The 20,378-nt window shown below is 69.7% G+C and carries 21 protein-coding genes; 13 read left to right on the top strand and 8 right to left on the bottom strand.

What is annotated here, in order from left to right:
* On the bottom strand, positions 1–479 hold a 479-nt coding region (locus tag Aph01nite_RS33725; protein ID WP_204045099.1), incomplete at its 3' end, for an RICIN domain-containing protein.
* A gap of 363 nt (positions 480–842) precedes the next feature.
* On the opposite strand from Aph01nite_RS33725, the gene Aph01nite_RS33720 reads away from it, so the two are divergent.
* Both Aph01nite_RS33720 and Aph01nite_RS33715 read left to right on the top strand, forming a co-directional pair.
* Positions 843–3,185, top strand: a complete 2,343-nt coding sequence (locus tag Aph01nite_RS33720; RefSeq protein ID WP_204045098.1) for a S8 family serine peptidase — start codon at positions 843–845, stop codon at positions 3,183–3,185.
* Between the two features lie 74 nt (positions 3,186–3,259).
* The gene (locus tag Aph01nite_RS33715) at positions 3,260–4,522 is read left to right on the top strand and encodes a hypothetical protein (protein ID WP_204045097.1); all 1,263 of its coding nucleotides are present in this window, start codon (positions 3,260–3,262) and stop codon (positions 4,520–4,522) included.
* A gap of 88 nt (positions 4,523–4,610) precedes the next feature.
* Here Aph01nite_RS33715 and Aph01nite_RS33710 read toward each other — a convergent pair whose 3' ends face one another.
* From Aph01nite_RS33710 to Aph01nite_RS33680, 7 genes are read right to left on the bottom strand one after another with little or no spacing between them, the layout of a single operon-like run.
* Positions 4,611–5,288 carry a polysaccharide deacetylase family protein gene (locus Aph01nite_RS33710; protein ID WP_204045096.1) on the bottom strand — a complete coding sequence of 226 codons (678 nt, stop codon included), beginning with the start codon at positions 5,286–5,288 and terminating at the stop codon, positions 4,611–4,613.
* Entirely contained in the window at positions 5,285–5,566 is a 282-nt protein-coding gene (locus tag Aph01nite_RS33705; protein WP_204045095.1) for a hypothetical protein, read from the bottom strand. Before Aph01nite_RS33705 ends, Aph01nite_RS33710 begins: the two co-directional genes overlap by 4 nt.
* A gap of 25 nt (positions 5,567–5,591) precedes the next feature.
* A complete protein-coding gene (locus tag Aph01nite_RS33700; RefSeq protein ID WP_204045094.1) occupies positions 5,592–6,407 on the bottom strand; it encodes a class II fructose-bisphosphate aldolase in 816 nt (271 codons plus the stop codon).
* The gene (locus Aph01nite_RS33695) at positions 6,401–7,312 is read right to left on the bottom strand and encodes a 1-phosphofructokinase family hexose kinase (RefSeq protein WP_204045093.1); all 912 of its coding nucleotides are present in this window, start codon (positions 7,310–7,312) and stop codon (positions 6,401–6,403) included. Before Aph01nite_RS33695 ends, Aph01nite_RS33700 begins: the two co-directional genes overlap by 7 nt.
* Positions 7,309–7,596 (bottom strand): hypothetical protein, encoded by a 288-nt coding sequence (locus Aph01nite_RS33690; protein ID WP_204045092.1) that lies wholly within the window; start codon positions 7,594–7,596, stop codon positions 7,309–7,311. Before Aph01nite_RS33690 ends, Aph01nite_RS33695 begins: the two co-directional genes overlap by 4 nt.
* Before the next feature lie 2 nt (positions 7,597–7,598).
* Positions 7,599–8,510 (bottom strand): SIS domain-containing protein, encoded by a 912-nt coding sequence (locus Aph01nite_RS33685; RefSeq protein ID WP_239162181.1) that lies wholly within the window; start codon positions 8,508–8,510, stop codon positions 7,599–7,601.
* Positions 8,507–9,433: a carbohydrate kinase family protein gene (locus Aph01nite_RS33680; protein WP_204045091.1), complete on the bottom strand. Its 927-nt coding sequence runs from the start codon at positions 9,431–9,433 to the stop codon at positions 8,507–8,509. Before Aph01nite_RS33680 ends, Aph01nite_RS33685 begins: the two co-directional genes overlap by 4 nt.
* A gap of 208 nt (positions 9,434–9,641) precedes the next feature.
* On the opposite strand from Aph01nite_RS33680, the gene Aph01nite_RS33675 reads away from it, so the two are divergent.
* The 11 genes from Aph01nite_RS33675 (at position 9,642) to Aph01nite_RS33625 (ending at position 20,324) form a co-directional block, all read left to right on the top strand.
* Positions 9,642–9,908, top strand: a complete 267-nt coding sequence (locus Aph01nite_RS33675; RefSeq protein ID WP_204045090.1) for a hypothetical protein — start codon at positions 9,642–9,644, stop codon at positions 9,906–9,908.
* A 168-nt stretch (positions 9,909–10,076) separates the two neighbouring features.
* Positions 10,077–11,405, top strand: a complete 1,329-nt coding sequence (locus Aph01nite_RS33670) for an ABC transporter substrate-binding protein (protein ID WP_204045089.1) — start codon at positions 10,077–10,079, stop codon at positions 11,403–11,405.
* An 11-nt stretch (positions 11,406–11,416) separates the two neighbouring features.
* The gene (locus tag Aph01nite_RS33665) at positions 11,417–12,337 is read left to right on the top strand and encodes a carbohydrate ABC transporter permease (RefSeq protein WP_204045088.1); all 921 of its coding nucleotides are present in this window, start codon (positions 11,417–11,419) and stop codon (positions 12,335–12,337) included.
* Positions 12,334–13,149 carry a carbohydrate ABC transporter permease gene (locus tag Aph01nite_RS33660; RefSeq protein WP_204045087.1) on the top strand — a complete coding sequence of 272 codons (816 nt, stop codon included), beginning with the start codon at positions 12,334–12,336 and terminating at the stop codon, positions 13,147–13,149. Before Aph01nite_RS33665 ends, Aph01nite_RS33660 begins: the two co-directional genes overlap by 4 nt.
* Before the next feature lie 8 nt (positions 13,150–13,157).
* Complete coding sequence (locus tag Aph01nite_RS33655; RefSeq protein ID WP_204045086.1) at positions 13,158–14,153, top strand: D-2-hydroxyacid dehydrogenase; 996 nt, start codon at positions 13,158–13,160, stop codon at positions 14,151–14,153.
* Positions 14,153–14,923 carry a DeoR/GlpR family DNA-binding transcription regulator gene (locus Aph01nite_RS33650; RefSeq protein WP_204045085.1) on the top strand — a complete coding sequence of 257 codons (771 nt, stop codon included), beginning with the start codon at positions 14,153–14,155 and terminating at the stop codon, positions 14,921–14,923. Before Aph01nite_RS33655 ends, Aph01nite_RS33650 begins: the two co-directional genes overlap by 1 nt.
* Before the next feature lie 20 nt (positions 14,924–14,943).
* Positions 14,944–16,296 (top strand): family 4 glycosyl hydrolase, encoded by a 1,353-nt coding sequence (locus Aph01nite_RS33645; protein WP_204045084.1) that lies wholly within the window; start codon positions 14,944–14,946, stop codon positions 16,294–16,296.
* Between the two features lie 52 nt (positions 16,297–16,348).
* On the top strand, positions 16,349–17,188 hold the full coding sequence (locus tag Aph01nite_RS33640) for a fumarylacetoacetate hydrolase family protein (protein ID WP_204045083.1): 840 nt from the start codon (positions 16,349–16,351) through the stop codon (positions 17,186–17,188).
* Positions 17,185–18,135: an amidohydrolase family protein gene (locus Aph01nite_RS33635; RefSeq protein ID WP_204045082.1), complete on the top strand. Its 951-nt coding sequence runs from the start codon at positions 17,185–17,187 to the stop codon at positions 18,133–18,135. The genes Aph01nite_RS33640 and Aph01nite_RS33635 overlap by 4 nt, the downstream gene beginning before the upstream one ends.
* The gene (gene ilvD / locus Aph01nite_RS33630; RefSeq protein ID WP_204045081.1) at positions 18,132–19,772 is read left to right on the top strand and encodes a dihydroxy-acid dehydratase; all 1,641 of its coding nucleotides are present in this window, start codon (positions 18,132–18,134) and stop codon (positions 19,770–19,772) included. The genes Aph01nite_RS33635 and ilvD overlap by 4 nt, the downstream gene beginning before the upstream one ends.
* Positions 19,773–19,901: 129 nt before the next feature.
* On the top strand, positions 19,902–20,324 hold the full coding sequence (locus Aph01nite_RS33625) for a hypothetical protein (RefSeq protein WP_204045080.1): 423 nt from the start codon (positions 19,902–19,904) through the stop codon (positions 20,322–20,324).
* The last annotated feature ends 54 nt before the right edge of the window (positions 20,325–20,378 follow it).

The following is a 20,378-nucleotide window of genomic DNA, read 5'->3' as shown; positions in this document are numbered from 1 at the left end:
TTCTGGACTTCCAGGGCCTTGTTGCTGTGCCGGCTGATGAACCTCACGTAACCGCCAGAGGAGTCGGCCAGCCGCCACTGCTGGTTGGTGCCGTTGCCGTCGGCCCACTGGACGATCGCGCCGCCGTTGGCCGTGGAGAAGTTGTAGACATCCAGAACCTTGCCGGAATGGCGGGACTTGACGCGGTAGTAGCCGCTTCCGGAGTCGACGAACTGCCACTGCTGCTGGTTGCCGTCGTTGCGGGTCCACTGCGTGATGCGGCCACCGTCGGCGGTGGAGAGGTTGTAGACGTCCAGGGCCTTGCCGCTGGTGCGGTTGACCAGGACGTACCAGGCGCTGGTGTCGACGGTCGCGGCCGATGCCGTGGTCGCGCTGACGGTGAGGGTGGCGCCGGTGAGGATGGCCGTCACGACGATCGCGACGAACGTGCCCAGGCCACGCCGTCGGCGTAAGGGCCGGGTCTTGCCGGAGGTGAACATCAGGGTGCTCCTTGTCGTTGCGGTGACCGGCCCCCGCCGGAACTTAGCCATCCGTAATGTTTGCGCTAACATTTCTCCTTGCCGGCGGTCTCGTTTCGGCTGACTGGATCGCGCGGAGTACATCCCAGCCGACGAAGGGCCGTCAACGGGCCCTCGACGATGCGAACGAGGCGCGTGCGCTCCGATGCGTTTCGCCTGGCATTTCCCGTCATTCACCCGAACGTTAATGATCGGATGAATGAAATTTTCAGAAACCTACTGGTTACCTGCCCGAAAATTAGGTCGTGTCCCGGCATGGAACGGGATGGCACGCCTTCCATCAGGGGACCTCTGGCGGAAGGACAGGGAATGGTACGGCTGGCGATGACTCTGATGCTGGTGGGCGGCATGCTCGTACCGGCCCACGTGCCCGACTCCATGAGCGACCAGGAGATCAGCGTGCACGCCGACTCCAGGATCAAGCCGGGCGGACCACTCCCCGGCTACGAGCAGGGCGTCCCGCGCCCGGTCGCGGCGCTGGTGGACGAGTACGGACGGCGCACGGAGTTCGTCGCCAACGAGCTGATCCTCTCCTCCGGGGACGAGGCGGAACTGGACGCCTTCGTCGCCCGCTGGAACGGCAAGATCCTCCACAAGACCGACGAAGGACCCGAACCGATCTACCTCGTACGGATCACGACCGACCTGGCGGAGCCCGCCAAACTGAGCGATCACCTGGCGGAGCTCAACGGCGACCGGCGGAAGGCGACCGAACTCGCCGTCTCCAGCGAGCAAGGGGTCCGGCTGCTGGCCGCGGCCGCCGCCGAGGCCACCGGAAAGCTGAACGTCGGGGTCAACTGGGTCGGCTCCCCCAACGACTTCGCCGACCGCACCATGCTGGAGGCCGGCCACGGGGTGCCCGCCTTCGACGTCGGCGGGCCGGGCTACCACCGGAACGCGTACCGGTGGTCGTACCTGGCCGCGGGAGGGGCGCAGGCGATCGGCGTGGCCGAGGCGTGGACCGTGCTCGACTCGGTCGGCCGCCTGGACAACACCGTCGAACTGGGCATCGTCGACATGGGGTACGCCCCCGCGGTCAACGGCGACCTACCGCCCAACCCGAGCCTGACGACCGTCATGCCATTCACCGACGCCGACGATCCGGGCATGCCGGGGTTCCGCTGGCACGGGACCCAGGTGGCCAGCGCGGCGGCGGCCGTACCCGGCAATTTCATCGGGGTGGCGGGACCGGCGGGGCCGGTCGCCCGCCTGAACCTGGTGTACGGCGACACCAGCTCCTACGGTTCGATCACCGGCCTGGGCGCCGCCAAGGTGAAGGGCAGCAAGGTCGTCAACCTGAGCGCGGCGACGCCCGTGCACTGGTCACTCGCCTGGTCGCTGCTGCCGATGGATGGCTTCTTCCGTTACGTCCGGTCGCTCGGCGTCCTGATCTACTCCAGCGCCGGGAACGAAGGCGACGACGTGGACGCCGAGACGTGCTTCATCGGCTGCTGGGAGCGGCACTGGTACACGCCGTGCGAGCTCGGCGGGGTGCGCTGCGTCGGCGGTCTGGACGTGCAGAGCCGGGCCCGGCACCCGGAGTCCAACCACGGCCACGAGGACGTGGACATCTTCGGGCCCTTCAACGTGATGTACACCGGCGACCCCAGCCTCCCCGACCAGAGCACGCTGGTCTCGATCAAGGGAACCAGCTTCAGCGCGCCGTTCGTGGCGGGCGTCGCGACGCTGGTCTGGTCGGCCGACCCCACCATGAGCGCCGACCGGGTGGACGACGCGGTGATGAGCCACCTCGGCGCCAGCGGCGACGCCACCGTGGGCAACCGCGTCATCCAGGCGCTGGCCTCCGTCCGCGACGTGCTTCCCCCGCTGGTACGCATCACCACGCCGCACAACGGGCAGACCATCTCGGCGGTCGTCCCCACCGAGTTCAAGGCCAACGTCTTCGACGACGCGCTCGGCACCCCGGTCGTGACCTGGACCCTCAACGGCACCAGCGTGCTCGGCCACGGCACGTCGATCGTCGCGATGCCGCCGCCCGGCACCCACAAGATCAGGGCCACCGCGGCCTTCCCCGGCGGCCGAACGGCCAGTGACATGATCACCGTGACCGTGCAGAACTTCACGCCGCAGATGCAGATCACCGGCCCGGCCGGCGGCGTCTTCGGCAGCACCGAGTCCATCCCGTTCCACGCCACCAGCCTGGACGACGTCGGGCAGCTCCCGGAGGGCATGGTCCGCTGGTACCTGGACGGCAGCCAGAACAGCTTCGCCTCCGGCCACAACCCCGTGGCCGCGCTCGGCGCCGCCCCCGGCCAGCACACCGTCACCGTACGGGGCTGCGACACGTTCGCGCAGTGCGGCAGCGACACCGTGACGATCACCGTCATCCCGGACTCGGCCAACCAGCCACCCCAGGTACGCATCACCAACCCGGCCAACGGCGCCAAACTCTGGGTGAACGGCAACGCGAACGGCCAGTTCTTCCACGAGCTCACCCTGACCGGCACGGCGTCCGACCCCGAAGGCGGCGCCGTCACCCTGACCTGGAAGGACGGCGCCACGGTGATCGGCAACGGGACGAGCCTGCCGGCGCGGCTGGCCGGCGGATGCGGCGACTCCACCCACCAGCTGACGCTGACGGCCACCGACGCCGCGGGCAACAGCCGCCAGGACACCGTTCAGGTCATGGTCTCCATGATCTGCTGACGGGCTTGCCGAAAATGTCGGTGCTCTACGCCATACTCGCCCGTCGGTGATCAAACCCAGTCGAAGGCGTTGAGATGGCACAGCTGCTCCGGAAGATCGACGACAAGCTCTACGTCGAGTACGGAACGTTCGGGTTGGCGGACACGGATCTGACCTCTTGGCAGAGCCCCGAGGGCTACCACTTCATGGCGGACGTCCGTCTTGAATCGTGGGACGCCGAGCCCGCCATCCCGGACACCTCCTGGACGCTGCTCAAAACGGAGTCCTTCGTGGCGACGAGCGGTGTCGTCCACCTGGCCTCGATGATGGACAACCGCGGCCACGACTTCCTGATCGGCCCCCCTCTTTTCGAGTACGGCGTGAGCATCTACTTCCAGCTGTGCGAGTTCGGCGGCGGCGAGGACGAGGAGGCCGGCGAGGAGAAGTGGCTCCTGCGCTTCTGGCCCATCGGCGACGCCTTCGACCCGCTCACCCACGCGGTCCCGTTCCACTACATCGTCCCCGAGGTCGTGGGCCACTCGATCCCGCTCAAACCCGAGCAGTACACCCCGGTGCCCGCCGATCGTGACGTTCCGGTGCCCGTCTCCATCGCCGAGGACTGGGTGTCCATGCACCTCGACCCGGACCGCCGGACCTTCGACAGCTGGCTCATGAATCTGCGGGAGCGCCTGGGCAGGAAGAACATCTCCGTCTACGACTGGCTGCGGGAAAGGGGAGTCGCCATCGAGGACGGCGCGGAACTCACTCCCGAGTCCACCGCCCTGCCCCGGCAGCGCCCCGGCCGCTTCCGCGACCCGCTCATCGACCGCTACTACGCCGAGCAGCAGCAGACGCACCGCCTGGACCGGCGCTTCCGCGACCTGGAGGAGCACGAACTGGAGGAACGGCTGCGCGAGCAGTCCGACGCCGAACGCATCGCGGCCGAACTGACCCGCGGCCGGGCGCGCACCTTCTCCATGCCCGTCGACGGCCGCGGCTCCCATTACCTGTCCCCCGGGATCAGTCTCCGCCTGTGGCGCTGGGAGGACGACATCCTCGGCGGCGCGTCCCCCGACCGCGGCCTCACCGTCGACCGCCAGATCCTCGCCAAGAACCCCCGCACCCGCCAGATCTTCGTCTCCGGCATCGTCACGATCCTCCGCCACGACCCCGACCGCAGCGGCTACGGCGACGTCACCTGGTACGTCGTCCGCGACGCCGAACCCCACGAAGCCGCCCGCGTCCTCTGCTCCGAAGCCACCTGGGAAGAGGACCCGGCCCGCCGCGCCTCCCTCGACGCCCTCGCCCGCGAAAAGCTCGAAGCCCTCCACGCGGAACGCAACGCCCGCAGAAGCTGACGTTCCTCACGGCCCAAGCGCCCACCGGCACGACCAAGGTCGCGACTTCGCGCCGTTATCCGGCGCCGGAACGGCGAGACGCGGCAGGTCAGGCGATTCTTTGGAGCATGGTGTTGCTTATCTGGTAGCGGTAGCCGGCGTTGAGGACGGCCTGGTCCTGGAGGGGGTGGGTGCCGAAGGGGGTGCCGTAGAGGTAGACGGTGGCGGGGGCTTCCTGGCCGGTGACCTCCTGGATCTTGCGGCGGGGGGTGATGAGTTCGCGGTCGATGTCGGCGGGGGTGCGGATGTTGGTGATCTGCTCGTGGCTGCCGGTGTGGGGGACGACGATGTGTCGTTCGGCGATTTCGGCGACTTCGTCCCAGGTCAGGGCCAGGCGGTCGGAGGAGAGTTCCTCTTCCACCAAGTCGATGTTGTGGGCGTCGGCGAAGGCGCGCTGGTCGGCCGGAGGGCAGTCGACGAAACGCGTGATGATCGGGAACCAGGCGGTGAGGCCGAGGGCGTCGCAGATGGGGGCGGCGACGGTGTGGTTGTTGCGGTAGCCCTCGTAGAAGACCGGGATGAAGCCGGGCCGGTCGAGGGGCCAGACGCCGGTGGCGTAGAACCGGTCGAGGTCGGCGATCGTGACGCCGGCGAAGGACTCGGCGTACGCGGCGAGTTCCTCGCGGAGTTGGGGGGCCATGGATTCCGGCGTGTTGTGGTAGTTGACGACCCGCAGGTAGCGGCCCTCGGCGAGAGCCGTACGGTGCTGGGTGAAGCCCGTGGTCATGCGGTTCCGTTCTCGGGGAAGAAGTGGACGCGGGCCAGCACGGTGACGACGGAGGCCAGGGCCGCCAGGTCGCCGTCCTCGGCCTCGGGACGCACCGCCGCCGCGTACGTGCCGGTCAGCTCGGCCAGAGCCGGGCCTTCCGCGCGGTCGGCGACGGGCGGGATCGGCCCTCGGAGGTCCTCCAGGGCGAGGAACATCGGGATGCCCTCCCGTTCGAGCGCGCGCCGCTCGTTCTCGGCGAGGATCGCGCCCGGGTCCGGGTGCGGGGTGAGGCTCATGGTCATCTCCTGGAACCTGTACGGACTAGTGCAGGACGCGCAGCAGGTGGGCGACCTGCGCGGCGACGGCGTCCCTGGCCGGCCCGAGGTACTTGCGCGGGTCGACGATCCGCTCGTCGGCCAGGGCGCGGCGCACCTCCGCCGTGAACGCCTTGTTCAGCTGGGTAGCGATATTGATCTTCGTCATGCCGTTGCGTACGGCCTTGGTGAGGCCGTCGTCGGCGACGCCCGAGGAGCCGTGCAGCACCAGCGGCACCGGCACGGCCGCCCGCAGGGCGGTGATCAGGTCGAAGTCCAGCGCGGCATCGCGGGTGAGCATCGCGTGCGACGTGCCCACGGCGACGGCGAGCGCGCCGACCCCGGTGGCGGCGACATACGCGGCGGCTTCGGCGGGATCAGTCCGCGCGCCCGGAGCGTGCACCCCGTCCTTGCCGCCGACCTCCCCCAGTTCGGCCTCCACGAAGACACCCGTCCGCCGCACCACCTCGGCGGTGGCGGCCACGTTCGCCTCGTAGGGCAGAGCCGACGCGTCGAACATCACCGAACCGAACCCGAGCGCCACCGCCTGATCCACGAGGTCACCGCGGGTCGCATGGTCGAGGTGCACCGCGACCGGCACCGACGCCGTATTCGCGATCTCCAGGCAGGCCGCCCCGATGGCCGCCAGCCCGCCGTGGTAGCCCACGGTGTTCTCGCTGACCTGCAGAATCACCGGTAGCCCGGCCTGCTCCGCACCGGCCACGATGCCCTGCGCATGCTCGACCTGGATCACGTTGAACGCGCCCGCTCCGGTCCCGGCGGCGTACGCGGCGGCGATGATCTCGGCGGTTGGGGTCAGCACTGCGTGCCCTCTCTCTCCAGTGGCTCCGCGGCGATGACCGCGAGGTTGGCCCGGTAGGCGGTGTGGTCGGCCTGCCCGGCCAGCGGCGCGCGTACGGCCGCGGCCGACAGGGCGGCGGCGTGCCGTAACGTCTCGGCCCAGTCCCAGCGGGCGACCACGCCCATCGCGATCGCCGCCACGGCCGCGTCGCCGGCTCCGGTGGGATTGCCCTCGGCGTACGGCGGGACGGCCCGCCACAACCCTTCGGGGGTGTCGGCGTGCAGGCCGCGCGGCCCGTCGGACACGACGACGGCGCGGGCGCCCAGTTCGCGCAGCCGCATCGCGCCGTCCCGCACCGACGTGACGCCTAACGTGCGATTCAGCTCGTCCGTGTTGGGTTTGACCACATGCGGGCGGGCGGCCAGCGCGTTGATCAGGGCGTCGCCTTCGGTGTCCACGACCGTGGGCACGTCACCGGCGAGCGCGGCGAGCACCGCGTACGCGTCGGCGGGCAGGCCGGGCGGCAGGCTGCCCGACAGGACGACGGCCGAGGCGCGCGGCGCCCGGCGCGCGAAGTCGGCCTGGAACGCGGACCACTCCGCGAGACTGATCCGCGGACCGGCCTCGTTCAGCATGGTCACCCCGCTGTCCGCGACGACCGCGATGGTCCTGCGGGTCTCGCCGGACACCCGGGTGAACGCGGCGGGAATGCCGGCCGACGCCACCAGACGATCGCCGTCGGGGCCTCCGGCCAGGCCGAGCGCCGTCACCTCGTGCCCGAGCGCGTGCAACACCCTGGCCACGTTCAGCCCTTTGCCCCCGGCGCGTACCGACACACCGGCGACACGGTTGACGGCTTCGAGCGTCAGGCCGGGCACCCGGTAGGTGACGTCCAGGGCCGGATTGAGGGTGACGGTGAGGATCATCCGAGCACCCCCGGATCGGGCCAGGACACGAAGACGAAGTCCGGGTCGAGCTCCAGGCACGCGGCCAGCAGCGCGCCCGCCCGCCCGACGGCCGCACGCATGGCCTCCGGATCGCGGAGCCTGCCACGCACGACCGCCGTCACGCCGACACCGTCGAGGGCGGCCAGCCGCTGCGCGATCACCGCGTCACCGGGCAGCCCGAGCGCGTCGGCCACCTCGGCGGCCAGCCTCTCGGACAGGCCCGCGGGCACGGAATGCGCGGTGACGTACTGGACGAACGGCATGACTACGCCACGACGACCGAACGGGACAGATGCTCCGGGGTGTCGCATTCCAGCCCCCGGTGCCGCGCGTACGCGATGGCCAGGCGGTGCACACGAACCAGCTCGGCCTGCGGGTCGCCGGTCGCGACGCGGAGCGTGGCCCCCGTGGCGGCGACGGCCTCGACGACGTCGTCGGGCAGCGGGCTCAACGCCCAGACCAGGCTCTCCTTGGACGCGCACGCGATCGGCCCATGCCGGTACTCCAGGCTGGCGTACGCCTCCGTCCACAGCTTGGCCGCCTCCCGGCACTTGAGCGCCGCCTCCTCCGCCAGCCCCAGCGTCCAGCCGGTGCCGAGGAAGACGACCCGGTCGAAGTCGGCCGGATCGGCGACCAGCGGCTCGGCCAGCGCGGCTTCGGCGAGATCCGGCAGCCCGGCCACGTCGTCGCCGATGGAGGCGCGCAGCAGGGTCAGCGCGGTGGTCGCGTACCGGGTCTGCACGACCGACTGCTCGTCGGCGAAGTCCATGACGATGGTCTCGTGCGCGACCTCGGTGATCGGCGAGCCGGGCGTACCGGTGATCGCGATCGTGCGCGTGCGTTCCGACAGCTCCCGGCCGACGCGCACGAGATCGCTGGTGGTGCCAGAACGCGACAGCAGGATGACCGCGTCACCGGGCTCCGCGAGATCGACGGCGTCGAGCTCGGTGGCGATGACGGCGCGCGTACGGCCCTGGCCGAGCTGCCGCCGGCGGCGGGCGTAGCTGTCCAGGATGTAGTAGGAGGTGCCGCAGCCGACGCCGAGCACGTTCGCGCCGGCGGCGGGCAGGGCCCCGGTGCGGGCGGCCAGCTCGATGGCGCGGCGCCAGGTGTCCGGCTGGCTCTCGACTTCGGCCTGCGTACGCCGGGCCAGCTCGGGGGCGGTCGTTGCGGTCACTGCGGGGTCTCCTGGAGGTCGGTGACGGTGAGGGAGTTGGCGAGTTCGAGGGCCTCGGCGAGGTCCGGCTGCGCGGCCGTGCCGCCCGGCCTCCGGGTGGCGAGGGCGCCGCACGCGGAGGCGACGCGCAGGGCGTCGGCGTAGGTGCCGCCGCGTAGGAGCGTGGCCAGGAAGCCGGCGTCGAAGGAGTCGCCCGCGCCGGTCGTCTCGACCGGGGTGATCACGGGCGCGTCCACGCGCAGCGCGGTGCCGTCGGGCAGGTTCAGGGTCGCGCCCTCGCCGCCGCGTTTGACGACCAGGCCGCAGGCGGGGGCGCCGCCGGCGGCCCGCGCGATCCGCTCGGCCTCCTGCTCGTTGGGCAGCAGGTAGTGCACCTGCGGCAGGAGCGCGGGCAGCCCGTGGTCGAAGGAGCGGGACGGGTCCCAGCCGGGGTCGATCGAGGTGGTGCCCGGGAAGTCCTTGAGGAGGGTGGGCAGGCCGTCCCAGAGGTCGTACTGGAGGAAGTAGGAGCTGACGTGCAGGTGGCGCGCGGAGGCGAGGGCGGCGGCGGGCACGTCGGCGGCGGCCAGGCGGCCGATCTCGCCGGGGAAGGTCAGCATGGCCCGGTCGCCGCGGGCGCCGAGCACGACCGTCATGCCGGTGCGACGGCCGGGTCTGCGCAGGCAGTACCGTGTGTCGACCCCCCGCTCGCGCATCCGGTCGAGCACGAACGCGCCGAGCCAGTCGTCGCCGACCACGCCGGCCATGGCGACGCGGGCGCCGAGGCGGGCCGCCCCGCAGGCGGTGATCGCCCCGGAGCTGCCGAGGACGATCGTGGCGTCCTCCACGATCTCCTCGACCTGCCCGAAGGAGGGCCGCACGTCGCCGCACTCGACGATGACGTCGGCGTTCAGCTCCCCCACCACCAGGAGATCGAATTCCATGTCAGGCACTGCTCAGGTCCTCGTGATCGGTGGGACGGGAGTCCTCGCGCCGGCCGTCGCGGAGCTGGCCGCCCAAGGAATGGTCGTTACAGTCGTTTCTCGCCATAAAGGTCGCACTTCAGACATTGCCGACATAGTGTGGTCCGACGTTACAAACGTTCCCAATTTCGTAGCGGCACTGGGGGACCGGCGATTCGACCTGGCCCTGGTGTACATGCCGTTCGGCGACCAGGCGGCCTGGGAGGCCGTGCGGGCCCGTGCCGGACGCGTCGTGCAGGTGCTGACCAGCGCGTACGCGGCCCCGGACGCGCCGCCCGCGCCACTGGCGGACCAGCCGAGGCTGTTACTCGGCTGGCATCCGTCGAAGCGGTGGCACACCCCGGAGGAGATCTCCGCGGCCGCCCTGCGCCTCACCGGGCATGGGGACGCCGACGTGCTGGGCGTGACCCGCCCCTGGGACGACCGCCCTGCCTGACCGCGCACCCCACACCCCCAAAACTCTCAAAAACGCGCAGAACTCTCAGGACAGGACCGTACGCACGCCCCAGATGACTGTCAAGCAACCATTTTGAGAGCTATTGACGCTTTCTGCGTGAAGTTGATAGGAACGGCACACCAGGTCGGCGCCCTTAGGAGGCCCCCCATGAATTTCAACCGCCGCCAGTTCCTTCGCGCGGCCGGCATGACCGCGGCCGGCGCCGCCGCGATGAGCGCCCTCGCCGCCTGCGGCGACGACGGCACCGCCAGTGCTCCGGCCGCCGCCGCGAGCGCCGGAGCCGCCACCGGAAACCTGACGTTCTCCGTCTGGGGCTCCGACGCCGAGATGGCCGCGTTCAACACGATCGCCCGCGCCTTCGAGAAGGCCAACTCCGGCGTGAAGGTCAAGGTCGAGCAGCTGCCGTACGACCAGATGCGCACCACCCTGGACGCCCGGCTCCAGTCCGGGCAGGGGCCCGACCTGTTCCGCGTGACGTACAACGACATCGGGATCTACAGCTCGCAGGGCGTGCTCGCCGACCTGTCGGCCACCGTCGGCGCGGACTCCGCGCAGTTCATCGACGCGCTCTGGGCGGGCGTGCAGTACCAGGGCAAGCCGTACGGCGTGCCGCACCACACCGACACCAGCGCGATCCTCTACAACAAGGCCCATTTCGCCAAGGCCGGCATCACCGACGTGCCGACCACGCTGGACACCGCGTGGACGTGGGAGCAGTTCCTGGAGGTCGCCGAGAAGCTCAAGGCCGCCGGCACCGGCGCCGCCCCCTTCGGCGTCAACTGGCAGCAGTACGGCGCGTACCGCTGGTTCAACTGGCTCTGGCAGGCCGGCGGCAAGGCCCTGGGCCCCGACGGCAGCAGCGTCGTGTTCGACTCGCCGCAGGCGCGCCAGACGCTGGAGTTCACCAAGTCGTTCTACGACAAGGGCCTGATGCCCAAGAACATGATGGTCAAGACGGCCAACAGCCCCGACCAGGTGTTCGGCTCCGGCAAGATCTCGATGGCCTTCGTCGGCGACTTCCTGCTGCCCGACATCGGCACCACCGCCAAGGGCATCGAGATCGGCGCGACCTTCCTGCCCAAGGGCCCCGGCGGCGCCGCCGCCGACCTCGGCGGCAACGCGGTCGCGGTGACCACCCAGAGCAAGGCGCCCGAGGCGGCCGCCGCGTTCGCCAAGTTCCTCGCCGAACCCGCCAACATGCAGCTGTTCTGCGAGCAGACGACGGTGCTGCCGGCCCGCAAGGACCTGGCCGGCGCCACCCTGGACTACGCCGTCTCGCCCGACCTGATGCCGGTCTTCCAGCAGCAGGCCACCACCATGCCGGCCGACCTGGTCAGGTTCGTGACGCTGCCCGGCTTCTCCGGCGTGAACGACGCGCTCGTGCAGAACCTGGAGGGCTACTTCGTCGGCAGCCAGTCCGCGGACGACACGGTCGCGGCGATCAGCACGTCCATCGAGAAGGCGCTGTCCGCGTAGAGGAGGGCCCGATGGCACCCGTGACGAGCACGGTGAACGCCGGGCCGCCGGGCCGGCTCAGGTCCCGGCGGGCGCGCGAGGCGCTGACCGGCCTGGCCTTCGCCGCGCCCGCGGTGGCGGTCTTCGCGGTCTTCATGTTCTGGCCGCTGATCCAGGTCTTCTGGATCAGCCTCCAGCAGACCCGCGGTTTCGGCATCGCCAAGTGGGTCGGCCTGGGGAACTACCAGGAGATCCTGAGCGACAAGATCTTCTGGACGGCGCTGCTGAACACGGCCGTCTACACGGCCGTGTCGGTGCCGCTGTGCCTGGTCGCGGGCCTGGCGGCGGCGCTGCTACTGAACAAGCGCATGCCCGCGCGCGGGCTGATCCGGGCGATCTACTATCTGCCCGCGGTCATCTCCGGCGTGAGCAGCGCGCTCATCGGCGCGTGGCTGTTCAACGAGGACATCGGCCTGGTCAACCGGGTCCTGGAGGCCGTCGGGCTGGGCCCGGTGCCCTGGCAGTCCGAGGGCGCGCCGGCGATGCTGTCGCTGGTCGCGATCAGCCTGTGGATCGGCCTGGGCTTCAACATGGTCGTCTACCTGGCCGCCCTGCAGGGCATCCCGCGCGAGGTGTTCGAGGCGGCCCGCTGCGACGGCGCCTCCCGGTGGGCGACGCTGCGCCGCATCACGATCCCCCAGCTCGGCCCGACCACGTTCTTCCTGATCGTGATCGGCGTCATCAACAGCTTCCAGGTCTTCGACATCGTCTACGTCATGACCGGCGGCGGGCCCGGCAACTCGACCACGATGCTCGTCACGTACGCGTACTCGGCCGGGTTCGAGCAGCGGCAGCAGGGTTACGCCTCGGCCATCGGCGTCGTGCTCTATCTGATCGTGCTGGTGATGACGATCGTGCAGTGGCGCGTCAACTCCAGGAGGGATGTGGCGTGACCCGCTACTCCGCCCGCTACCGCCTGGCCTTCGCCGTCACCGGCGCGGTCGCGATGCTGTTCCCCGTCTACTGGATGGTCGTCACCGCGATCTCCTCCTCGGCCGACATGCGCGGCCCCGGCCTGCACCTGTGGCCGGCCCGCGTGCGCTGGGAGAACCTCACCGACCCGCTGGCCAAGTTCCCGTACGGCACCTGGGCGGTCAACTCGGTGTTCATCGCCGTGGTCGCGGTGGCCCTCACCGTCGTCATCAACCTGATGGCCGGGTACGCCTTCGCCAAGTTGCGCTTCCCCGGCAGGAACGTGCTGTTCATCCTCATCATCAGCACGCTGATGGTGCCGGTGCAGGTCGTGATGGTGCCGCAGTTCCACCTGGTGGTGGACTTCGGGCTGATCGGCAGCGACTGGGGCGTGATCATCCCGCGGCTGGCCGAGGCGTTCGGCCTGTTCATGGCCCGCCAGTTCATGATGGCGATCCCGGACGAGCTGATCGAGGCCGCCCAGTGCGACGGTTCGGGGCAGTTCCGCATCTTCCGTACGGTGGTGCTGCCGCTGTGCAGGCCGCTGATCGCCGTACTGGTGATCTTCACGTTCATGTGGCGGTGGAACGAGTTCGCCTGGCCGCTCATCGTGCTGAAGGACCCGGAGAGCTACACCCTCCAGGTCGGCCTGCTGTTCCTGAAGAACCAGTACGGCCAGGACTACGGCTCGCTGATGGCGATGTCGCTGCTGTCCATGATCCCGATGCTCGTGGTGTTCGCGCTCTTCCAGCGGCACTTCGTCGAAGGCATGGCCCGGTCGGGCATCAAGTGAGGAAAACCATGATCAACGTGCTGGTGACGCTGGACTTCGACGACGCGTGGCTCGCCTCGGTGGCGTCGGTCTCGGCCGACGTACAGGTCCGCAGGTATTCGGCGAAGGACGCCGGGGAGATCCCGGCGGGCATGCTGGCCGAGACCGACGTGCTCTACACGAACACCGCGTTCCCCGCGGCCGGGGCCGCGCCCCGGCTGCGCTGGGTGCAGCTCGACACGAGCGGCTGCGACCACCTGAAGGGCACCGACCTGTGGGCCTCCGACGTGCCCGTGACCACCATCGGCGGGGTGTCGCCCAAGCCGCTCGCCGAGTGGGTGCTGATGATGATCCTCGCCCACGCCCACCACCTGCCGCACCTCATCGACCTGCACGGCCGCCGGCACTGGCCCGACCTGGACTACCGGTGGAACCGGCTGATGCCGCGCATGCTCCCCGGCTCCACCGTGGGCATCGTCGGGTACGGCCGCATCGGCCAGGAGATCGGCCGTTTGGCGCACGCGTTCGGCATGAACGTCATCGGCATGCGCCGCGGCGGCGTACGGACGGGTGAACGCTTCAGCGAGGCCGACGACGCGACTCCCGCGACCGTCGTCGGCCCCGACGGCCTGCACGACCTGCTCGCGCGCTCCGACTACGTGGTGCTGACGGTCCCGCACACCGACGAGACCCACCACCTGCTCGACGCGGCGGCGTTCGGCCACGTCAAACCGGGCGCCGTGGTCATCAACGGGGCACGCGGCGGGGTCGTCGACGAGGACGCGCTGCTGGCCGCGCTCAGAAACGGTCAGGTCGGTCATCTCATCTCGGATGTCTTCGCGCAGGAACCGTTGCCGGAAAGCAGCCCTTTCTGGTCGGAAAGCAATGTTCTGATCACCCCGCACGTGGCAGGATTCGCGCCCGGCTACCACGATCATGTCCGCGTCCTGTTCACCGAGAACCTGCGCCGGCTGGTCGAGGGCCGCCCCCTGCTGAACCTGGTGGACAGAAAGGCCGGTTACTGATGCTGAGTGAGAGGCGCAGGGGCGAACTCCTCGCCCACGTGCGCAGCCGCGGGTCGGTGAGCGTGGACGACCTCGCGGCGCTGCTCAACGTGAGCGTCTCGACCGTGCGGCGCGACCTCGACGAGATGGACGAGCGCGGACTGCTGCGCCGCGTCCACGGCGGCGCCGTCAGCGTCGAGGGCGGCCCCGAGGTCGCCGAGACGCCGATGGTGGAACGGTCGGTGCGCAACCTGGACGAGAAGCGGCGCATCGCCGCCCGCGCGGCCCAGCTCGTCACCCCCGGCAGCGCCGTGCTGCTGACCGGCGGCTCGACCACCGCGCAGATGGTCCCGCACCTGGTCGCGGTGCCCGACATCACCGTGGTGACGAACTCCGTCGCCATCGCGTACGCCATCGGGACCTCGTCGGAGACGGCGCAGGTGCTCGTGCTGGGCGGGCTCATGCGCAACGCCGAACTGTCCCTGCTCGGGCACCTCACCACGCAGGCGCTCGCGGACGTGCACATCGACGTGGGCTTCTTCAGCGCGTACGGGCTGGACCCGGGTTACGGGATGCTGGGCGCGCACCTGGCCGAGGCCGAGACCGACCGCAACATGATCGCGGCGGCGAAGCGGCTCGTCATCCTGGCCGACCACAGCAAGTTCAGCCAGCGCAGCGCGGTACGGATCGCGCCACTCTCGCGCATCGACACGGTCGTGACCGACACGGGCACGCCCGTCGAGGCGGTGGCCGCGCTCGAAGGCGCCGGTGTCACCGTCCTCTCCACCTGATCTTTTAACGAAGGAAACGTATGAACGTCCTGGTCCTCATCGGAGCCGGTTCGGCCGTATTCACCAGGGGCCTGCTGGCGGACCTGATCTCGGCCGGCGACCTCGGGGCGTGGGAGATCCGCCTCGTCGACGTCAACGAGGAGGCGCTGGAGGTGGCGGCCCGGCTGGCCGCGCTGATGGTCGAGGCCCAGGGGGCGGGCGACCGGATCACCGTGCGGTCCTCGACGGATCGGCGGGAGCTGCTGCCGGGGGCCGACTATGTCGTCACCTGTGTCGGGGTGGGTGGGCGGCCCGCGTGGCAGGCCGACCATGAGGTCTGCATGGAGCACGGGGTCTACCAGCCGGTCGGGGACTCGGTGATGCCTGGTGGAATCTCGCGGTTGCTGCGTACGGTCCCGGTCATGGTGGAGATCGCTCAGGACGTCAAGGCGCTGGCCCCTCAGGCTTTCTTCTTCAACTACAGCAATCCGATGACCGCCAATGTGCAGGCGATGACACGCTATGCGGGCGTTGGGGTCGTCGGGCTGTGTCACGGCATGCACCACGTGCAGCGCGAGCTGGCCGCGTTCGCCGGGCTCCCGTTCGAGGAGACCTCCACGCTGTATGCCGGCATCAACCACCTGACGTTCATCTACGACTTCCGGCACAACGGCGAGTCCGCGTGGCCCGTGGTACGCGAGAAGGTGGCGCGCGAGCTGGCGCAGGCCCCTGAGCCTGGGGACATCGGCTCGATCTGGGAGAACGGCAAGGCGTGGCACAACCCGTTCTCGTGGGAGATCTTCCAGCGGTACGGGGCTTATCCGGCGGCCAACGACCGGCACGTGGTGGAGTTCTTTCCTGAGCGCTGGCCGGGGGGTGCGTACTACGGCAAGACGCTCGGGGTGGATGCGTTCTCGGTGCCGGAGATCCTGGAGTGGGGCGAGAACCGCTACCAGGGGATGCGCGCCCAGGCGCTCGGGCAGGCCCCGCTGGATGAAACGATCTTCGATCGGTCTACCGGCGAGCAGGAGCAGCTGATCGCCGTCATTCGCTCGATCATGAGGGACGAGCGGGCGATGTTCTCGGTCAACGTGCCCAACAACGGAGCCGTCCCTGGTCTGCCCGGCGACGCGGCCCTGGAGATCCCCGGCGTCGCCACCGCCCGCGGCCTCCGCCCCATCGCGGTCCCCGACCTGCCTGCCCCACTCACCGCGATCTTGGCCCGCCGCCTTACCTCGGTGTACCTGGCCATCGAGGCCGCGATGACCGGCTCCCGCGACCTCGCCATCGAAGCCGTCATCGCCGACGGCGCCGTCACCGACCCAACCGCCGCCACCAAACTAACCGACGCCCTCCTCACCGAACAGAAACGCTTCCTACCCGCCTTCGACTAGCCGGGTCCTCGCCGAGAAGCGCTCACAATCTTCTATCTCCGGAGTTTCGATCATGCGTATTGTTCGTTATCGCGCGTCAGACGGTCGCGTTTGGGGCGGGCTCGTTGAAGGCGATGTCGTTGTCCCGGTTGCTGAGGAGGCCGGGGGCTTCATGGCCGATGCCGTGCGAGACCTTATCGCTGCCGGTGGGTCATTCGTTCCTGCCGGGGCTGCGGTGCCGCTCGCCGATGTCAGCCTGCTCAGTCCGCTGGCCAATCCGCAGAAGATCATCTGTATCGGGCTCAACTATGCCGATCACATCCGGGAGACCGGTCTGGAGACTCCGTCGAAGGTGCTTGCCTTCGTCAAGACGGCGCAGACGTTGGCTGGGCCTGTGGACGACATCGTGGTCGCTGCCGGGAGTACCGGGCAGCTTGACTGGGAGGCCGAGTTGGCCGTTGTCATCGGGGCTCCGGCCAGGAACGTCAGCCCGGAAGAGGCGGGGGCGCACGTCTTCGGGTACACGGTCGCGGATGACGTGTCGGCGCGGGATGCGCAGTTCGCGGATGGGCAGTGGTTCCGGGGGAAGAACTTCGATGGGTTCTGTCCGCTTGGGCCATGGATCGTGACCGCTGACGAGATCGCGGACCCGCACGCGCTGGCCATCAGTGCCCGCGTCAACGGGGAGACCGTCCAGGACAGCAGCACCAGCGAGATGATCTTCCGGATTCCCGAGATCATCTCCTATCTGTCCCAGTACATGACGCTCAACCCCGGCGACGTCATCGCCACCGGCACCCCGCACGGCGTCGGCATGGGCCGCAACCCTCAACTCTGGCTGAAGGACGGCGACGTCGTCGAGTGCGAGGTAGAGGGCGTGGGCGTGCTGCGGAACCGGGTGCGCGTCAAGTGATCATCGACTTTCACTGCCACTTCCCCGGCGAGGAACCCACCCAGGACCGGCTCGACGCCGAATACGAGCACGTCTGCGGCCCCGCCAAACTCGCCGTCCTGCGGGAGAACTCCGCCAAGTACGCCGACCGGGTACGCAGAGCCCGAAGCCTGCCGCCCACCACCCCGGAGACGCGTACGACGGAGGAACTGGCGAAGGCGTGGCGGGCCGAGGCCGATGATTTCGGGCTGGAGCGCGTGGTGTTCATGTCGGGCGGCGGCAACGACCGGCTGGCGAAGGTCGTGGCCGCCCACCCGGACCGGTTCGTCGGATTCGCCAACCACCAGCCCTGCTCCCCCGGCGCCGCCACCGAACTGCGCCGCGCCGTGGAGATCGGCCTGCGCGGCTACAAGGTCATCGCGCCCTGGGTGACCGTGCCACTGGCCGACCGGTCGCTGTGGCCCGTGTGGGAGGTCGTCGAGGCGCACGCGCTGCCCGTCGTGCTCCACTTCGGCCCGGTCAACGGCGGCGGCGGCCTCGGCTGGGCGCCCAACATGGACCCGCTCGCCCTGCACGACGTCGCCAAGGCCTTCCCCACGGTGAACTTCGTCGTGGCGCACTACGGCTGCGGCTACCCCGCGGAGCTGCTCCGCCTGGGCTGGTCCAACGCCAACGTGCACGTGGACAGCTCCAGCAACCACGAGTGGACCCGCTGGATGCCGTACGAGCTGGACCAGAAGGCGCTGTTGCGCAAGTTCCACGAGACGTTCGGGCCTGAGCGCATCCTGTTCGGGACCGACTCATGCGACTTCCCGTGGGGATATATCCGCAGGTACGCCGAAGAACAGGTCAGGATCGCGGACGAGCTCAACCTCTCGGCCCGCGACCGCGAACTGATCTTCGCGGGCAACGCGGCCCGGCTGCTCGGCCTCGACCTGCCCGTCGCCACCACGAGGGAGACCGCATGAGCATCGCCGACGACCCCGACCGCGCACCCGCGCGCTCCCACCTGTACGCGATGGGCCTGACCGACGAGGACATGCGCCGCCCCAAGATCGGCATCGCCTCCACGTGGACCGGCACCATGCCCTGCAACCTCACCCACCGCGAACTCGCCGCCCACGTCGCCGAAGGCGTACGGCAGGCGGGCGGAACGCCGATGGAGTTCAACACGATCGCCGTGTCGGACAACCTCACCATGGGCACGCCCGGCATGCGCGCCTCGCTGGTCAGCCGGGAGGTCATCGCCGACTCGATCGAGCTGATGGGCCGCGCCCACCAGTTCGACGCCATCGTCGCGATCGTCGGCTGCGACAAGACCGCCCCCGGCGCGATCATGGCGCTGAGCCGCCTGGACGTGCCGTCGGTGGTCCTCTACAGCGGCAGCATGATGCCCGGCCGGTGGCGCGACCGCGACGTGACGATCCAGGACATGTGGGAGGCCCTCGGCGAGCGCAGCGTGGGCAAGCTCACCCAGGACGACGTGGACGACCTGGCCCGGCACGCCTGCCCCGGCGCGGGCACGTGCGCGGCCCAGTACACGGCCAACACGATGAGCGGCATCTGCGACTTCCTCGGCCTGGCGCCGTTCGGCGTGGGCGACATCCCGGCGGTGGCGCCGGCCAAGAACGACGCCGCCCGGCTGGTCGGCGAGATCGTGATGGACGCGCTCGCCCGCGACGCCCGCCCGTCCCGCGTGATCACCGAAGCGTCGCTGCACAACGCGATCGTGTCGGTGGCCGCGATGGGCGGCTCCACGAACTCGGTGCTGCATCTGCTGGCCATCGCGCGCGAGGCGGGCGTGCCGCTGGCGATCGACGACATCGACCGGATCTGCCACCAGGTGCCGATCGTCGCCGGGGTCAAGCCGGCGGGGCCGCACAGTGCCGCCGACCTGTGGCGGGCGGGCGGAACCTCGCTGGTCGTACGGCGACTGCTGGACGCCGGGCTGCTGCGCGAGGACGTCGTCCTCGTGGACGGCCGTACCCTCGCCGAGGTCGCCGGGGAGGCGCGGGAGGAACCCGGCCAGGAGGTCGTGCGAACCGTGGCCGCGCCGGTGAAGGGTCCCGGCGCGCTCGCCGTGCTGCGCGGGTCGCTCGCGCCCGACGGGTGCGTGCTCAAGCTCGGCGGAAAGCCCGATTTCGTATTCAGCGGCCCGGCCAGGGTGTTCGACGGTGAGGAAGCCTGCTTCGCCGCCATCCAGGCTCGGCAGATCATCGACGGCGACGTCGTCATCGTCCGGTACGAGGGCCCCGCGGGCGGCCCCGGCATGCGGGAGATGCTGTCGATCACCGGCGCCCTCGTCGGACAGGGCCTGGACGTCGCCCTCGTCACCGACGGCCGCTTCTCCGGCGTGTCCCACGGACTCGTCATCGGCCACGTGGCTCCGGAGGCGTACCGGGGCGGGCCGCTCGCGCTGGTCCAGAACGGCGACACCGTGGTCGTCGACTCGGCGGCGCGCACCCTCGACCTGCGCGTCGACCCGGCCGAACTGGACCTGCGGGCCCGGGCGTGGTCCCGCCCGGAACGGCCGGTCGAACGCGGCGTCCTGGCCAAGTACGTGGCCACGGTCGGCTCCGCGTCCGACGGTGCGGTCACGATCTAACGGGTTGGAGTCAGCCCTATCGTGACATGGGCGTTCTTGGATACCCACTACCTAATAAAGCGGATATACGGATCTTATACGGGTGATCCGTAACGTTCCCTCGGACACCAAAGCGTCAAGGGAGCACCTATGCGACGAATCACCCGCCGAATGTTGATCACCCTGGCCGTCACGTGTGGTCTCGTGGCCGGCGCCGTCACGCCGGCCAACGCCCACACGAGCTTGATCGTCTACAAGTGGAACCAGAAGGACGTGGCGTGGGCCTGGTACAACTCCGGCACCCACAACCCGTCGAAGGGGCGGAACTCCTTCACGCTGCGTGGAGACAAGGGCATCATCTACGCCAGTGTCCACTGGGCGTTCTTCAGCCCTGACGACATCTGGGACTACGAGATCGTCTTCCCGACTCCCACGAGCGCGGCGGAGAAGAGCTTCAGCGCCTACAAGACGGCACGCAATCCGGCCATCAAGATCTACTACAAACTGTGCATCAAGGCGACCGCCGCCTCGCAGGAGCTCTGCAGCTCCATCAAGCAGGACTGGGTCCGCTAGACCGAAGGTGAGTGCCCCCGGCCGGATTCCGGCCGGGGGCACTTTCTCAATCAG

It is taken from the genome of Acrocarpospora phusangensis (genome assembly GCF_016862995.1).
Taxonomy (GTDB): Bacteria; Actinomycetota; Actinomycetes; order Streptosporangiales; family Streptosporangiaceae; genus Acrocarpospora; species Acrocarpospora phusangensis.
The sequence above is the reverse complement of the archived record's forward strand: the minus strand, read 5'-3'. Positions and strand labels throughout refer to the sequence as shown.

Coding starts and splice junctions, on each gene's coding strand:
- Aph01nite_RS33655 (WP_204045086.1), top strand. CDS start 13,158: ATGATCAACGTGCTGGTGACGCTGGACTTCGACGACGCGTGGCTCGCC.
- Aph01nite_RS33695 (WP_204045093.1), bottom strand. CDS start 7,312: ATGATCCTCACCGTCACCCTCAATCCGGCCCTGGACGTCACCTACCGG.
- Aph01nite_RS33670 (WP_204045089.1), top strand. CDS start 10,077: ATGAATTTCAACCGCCGCCAGTTCCTTCGCGCGGCCGGCATGACCGCG.
- Aph01nite_RS33705 (WP_204045095.1), bottom strand. CDS start 5,566: ATGAGCCTCACCCCGCACCCGGACCCGGGCGCGATCCTCGCCGAGAAC.
- Aph01nite_RS33715 (WP_204045097.1), top strand. CDS start 3,260: ATGGCACAGCTGCTCCGGAAGATCGACGACAAGCTCTACGTCGAGTAC.
- ilvD (WP_204045081.1), top strand. CDS start 18,132: ATGAGCATCGCCGACGACCCCGACCGCGCACCCGCGCGCTCCCACCTG.
- Aph01nite_RS33625 (WP_204045080.1), top strand. CDS start 19,902: ATGCGACGAATCACCCGCCGAATGTTGATCACCCTGGCCGTCACGTGT.
- Aph01nite_RS33710 (WP_204045096.1), bottom strand. CDS start 5,288: ATGACCACGGGCTTCACCCAGCACCGTACGGCTCTCGCCGAGGGCCGC.
- Aph01nite_RS33650 (WP_204045085.1), top strand. CDS start 14,153: ATGCTGAGTGAGAGGCGCAGGGGCGAACTCCTCGCCCACGTGCGCAGC.
- Aph01nite_RS33665 (WP_204045088.1), top strand. CDS start 11,417: ATGGCACCCGTGACGAGCACGGTGAACGCCGGGCCGCCGGGCCGGCTC.
- Aph01nite_RS33645 (WP_204045084.1), top strand. CDS start 14,944: ATGAACGTCCTGGTCCTCATCGGAGCCGGTTCGGCCGTATTCACCAGG.
- Aph01nite_RS33680 (WP_204045091.1), bottom strand. CDS start 9,433: ATGGAATTCGATCTCCTGGTGGTGGGGGAGCTGAACGCCGACGTCATC.
- Aph01nite_RS33720 (WP_204045098.1), top strand. CDS start 843: ATGACTCTGATGCTGGTGGGCGGCATGCTCGTACCGGCCCACGTGCCC.
- Aph01nite_RS33640 (WP_204045083.1), top strand. CDS start 16,349: ATGCGTATTGTTCGTTATCGCGCGTCAGACGGTCGCGTTTGGGGCGGG.
- Aph01nite_RS33690 (WP_204045092.1), bottom strand. CDS start 7,596: ATGCCGTTCGTCCAGTACGTCACCGCGCATTCCGTGCCCGCGGGCCTG.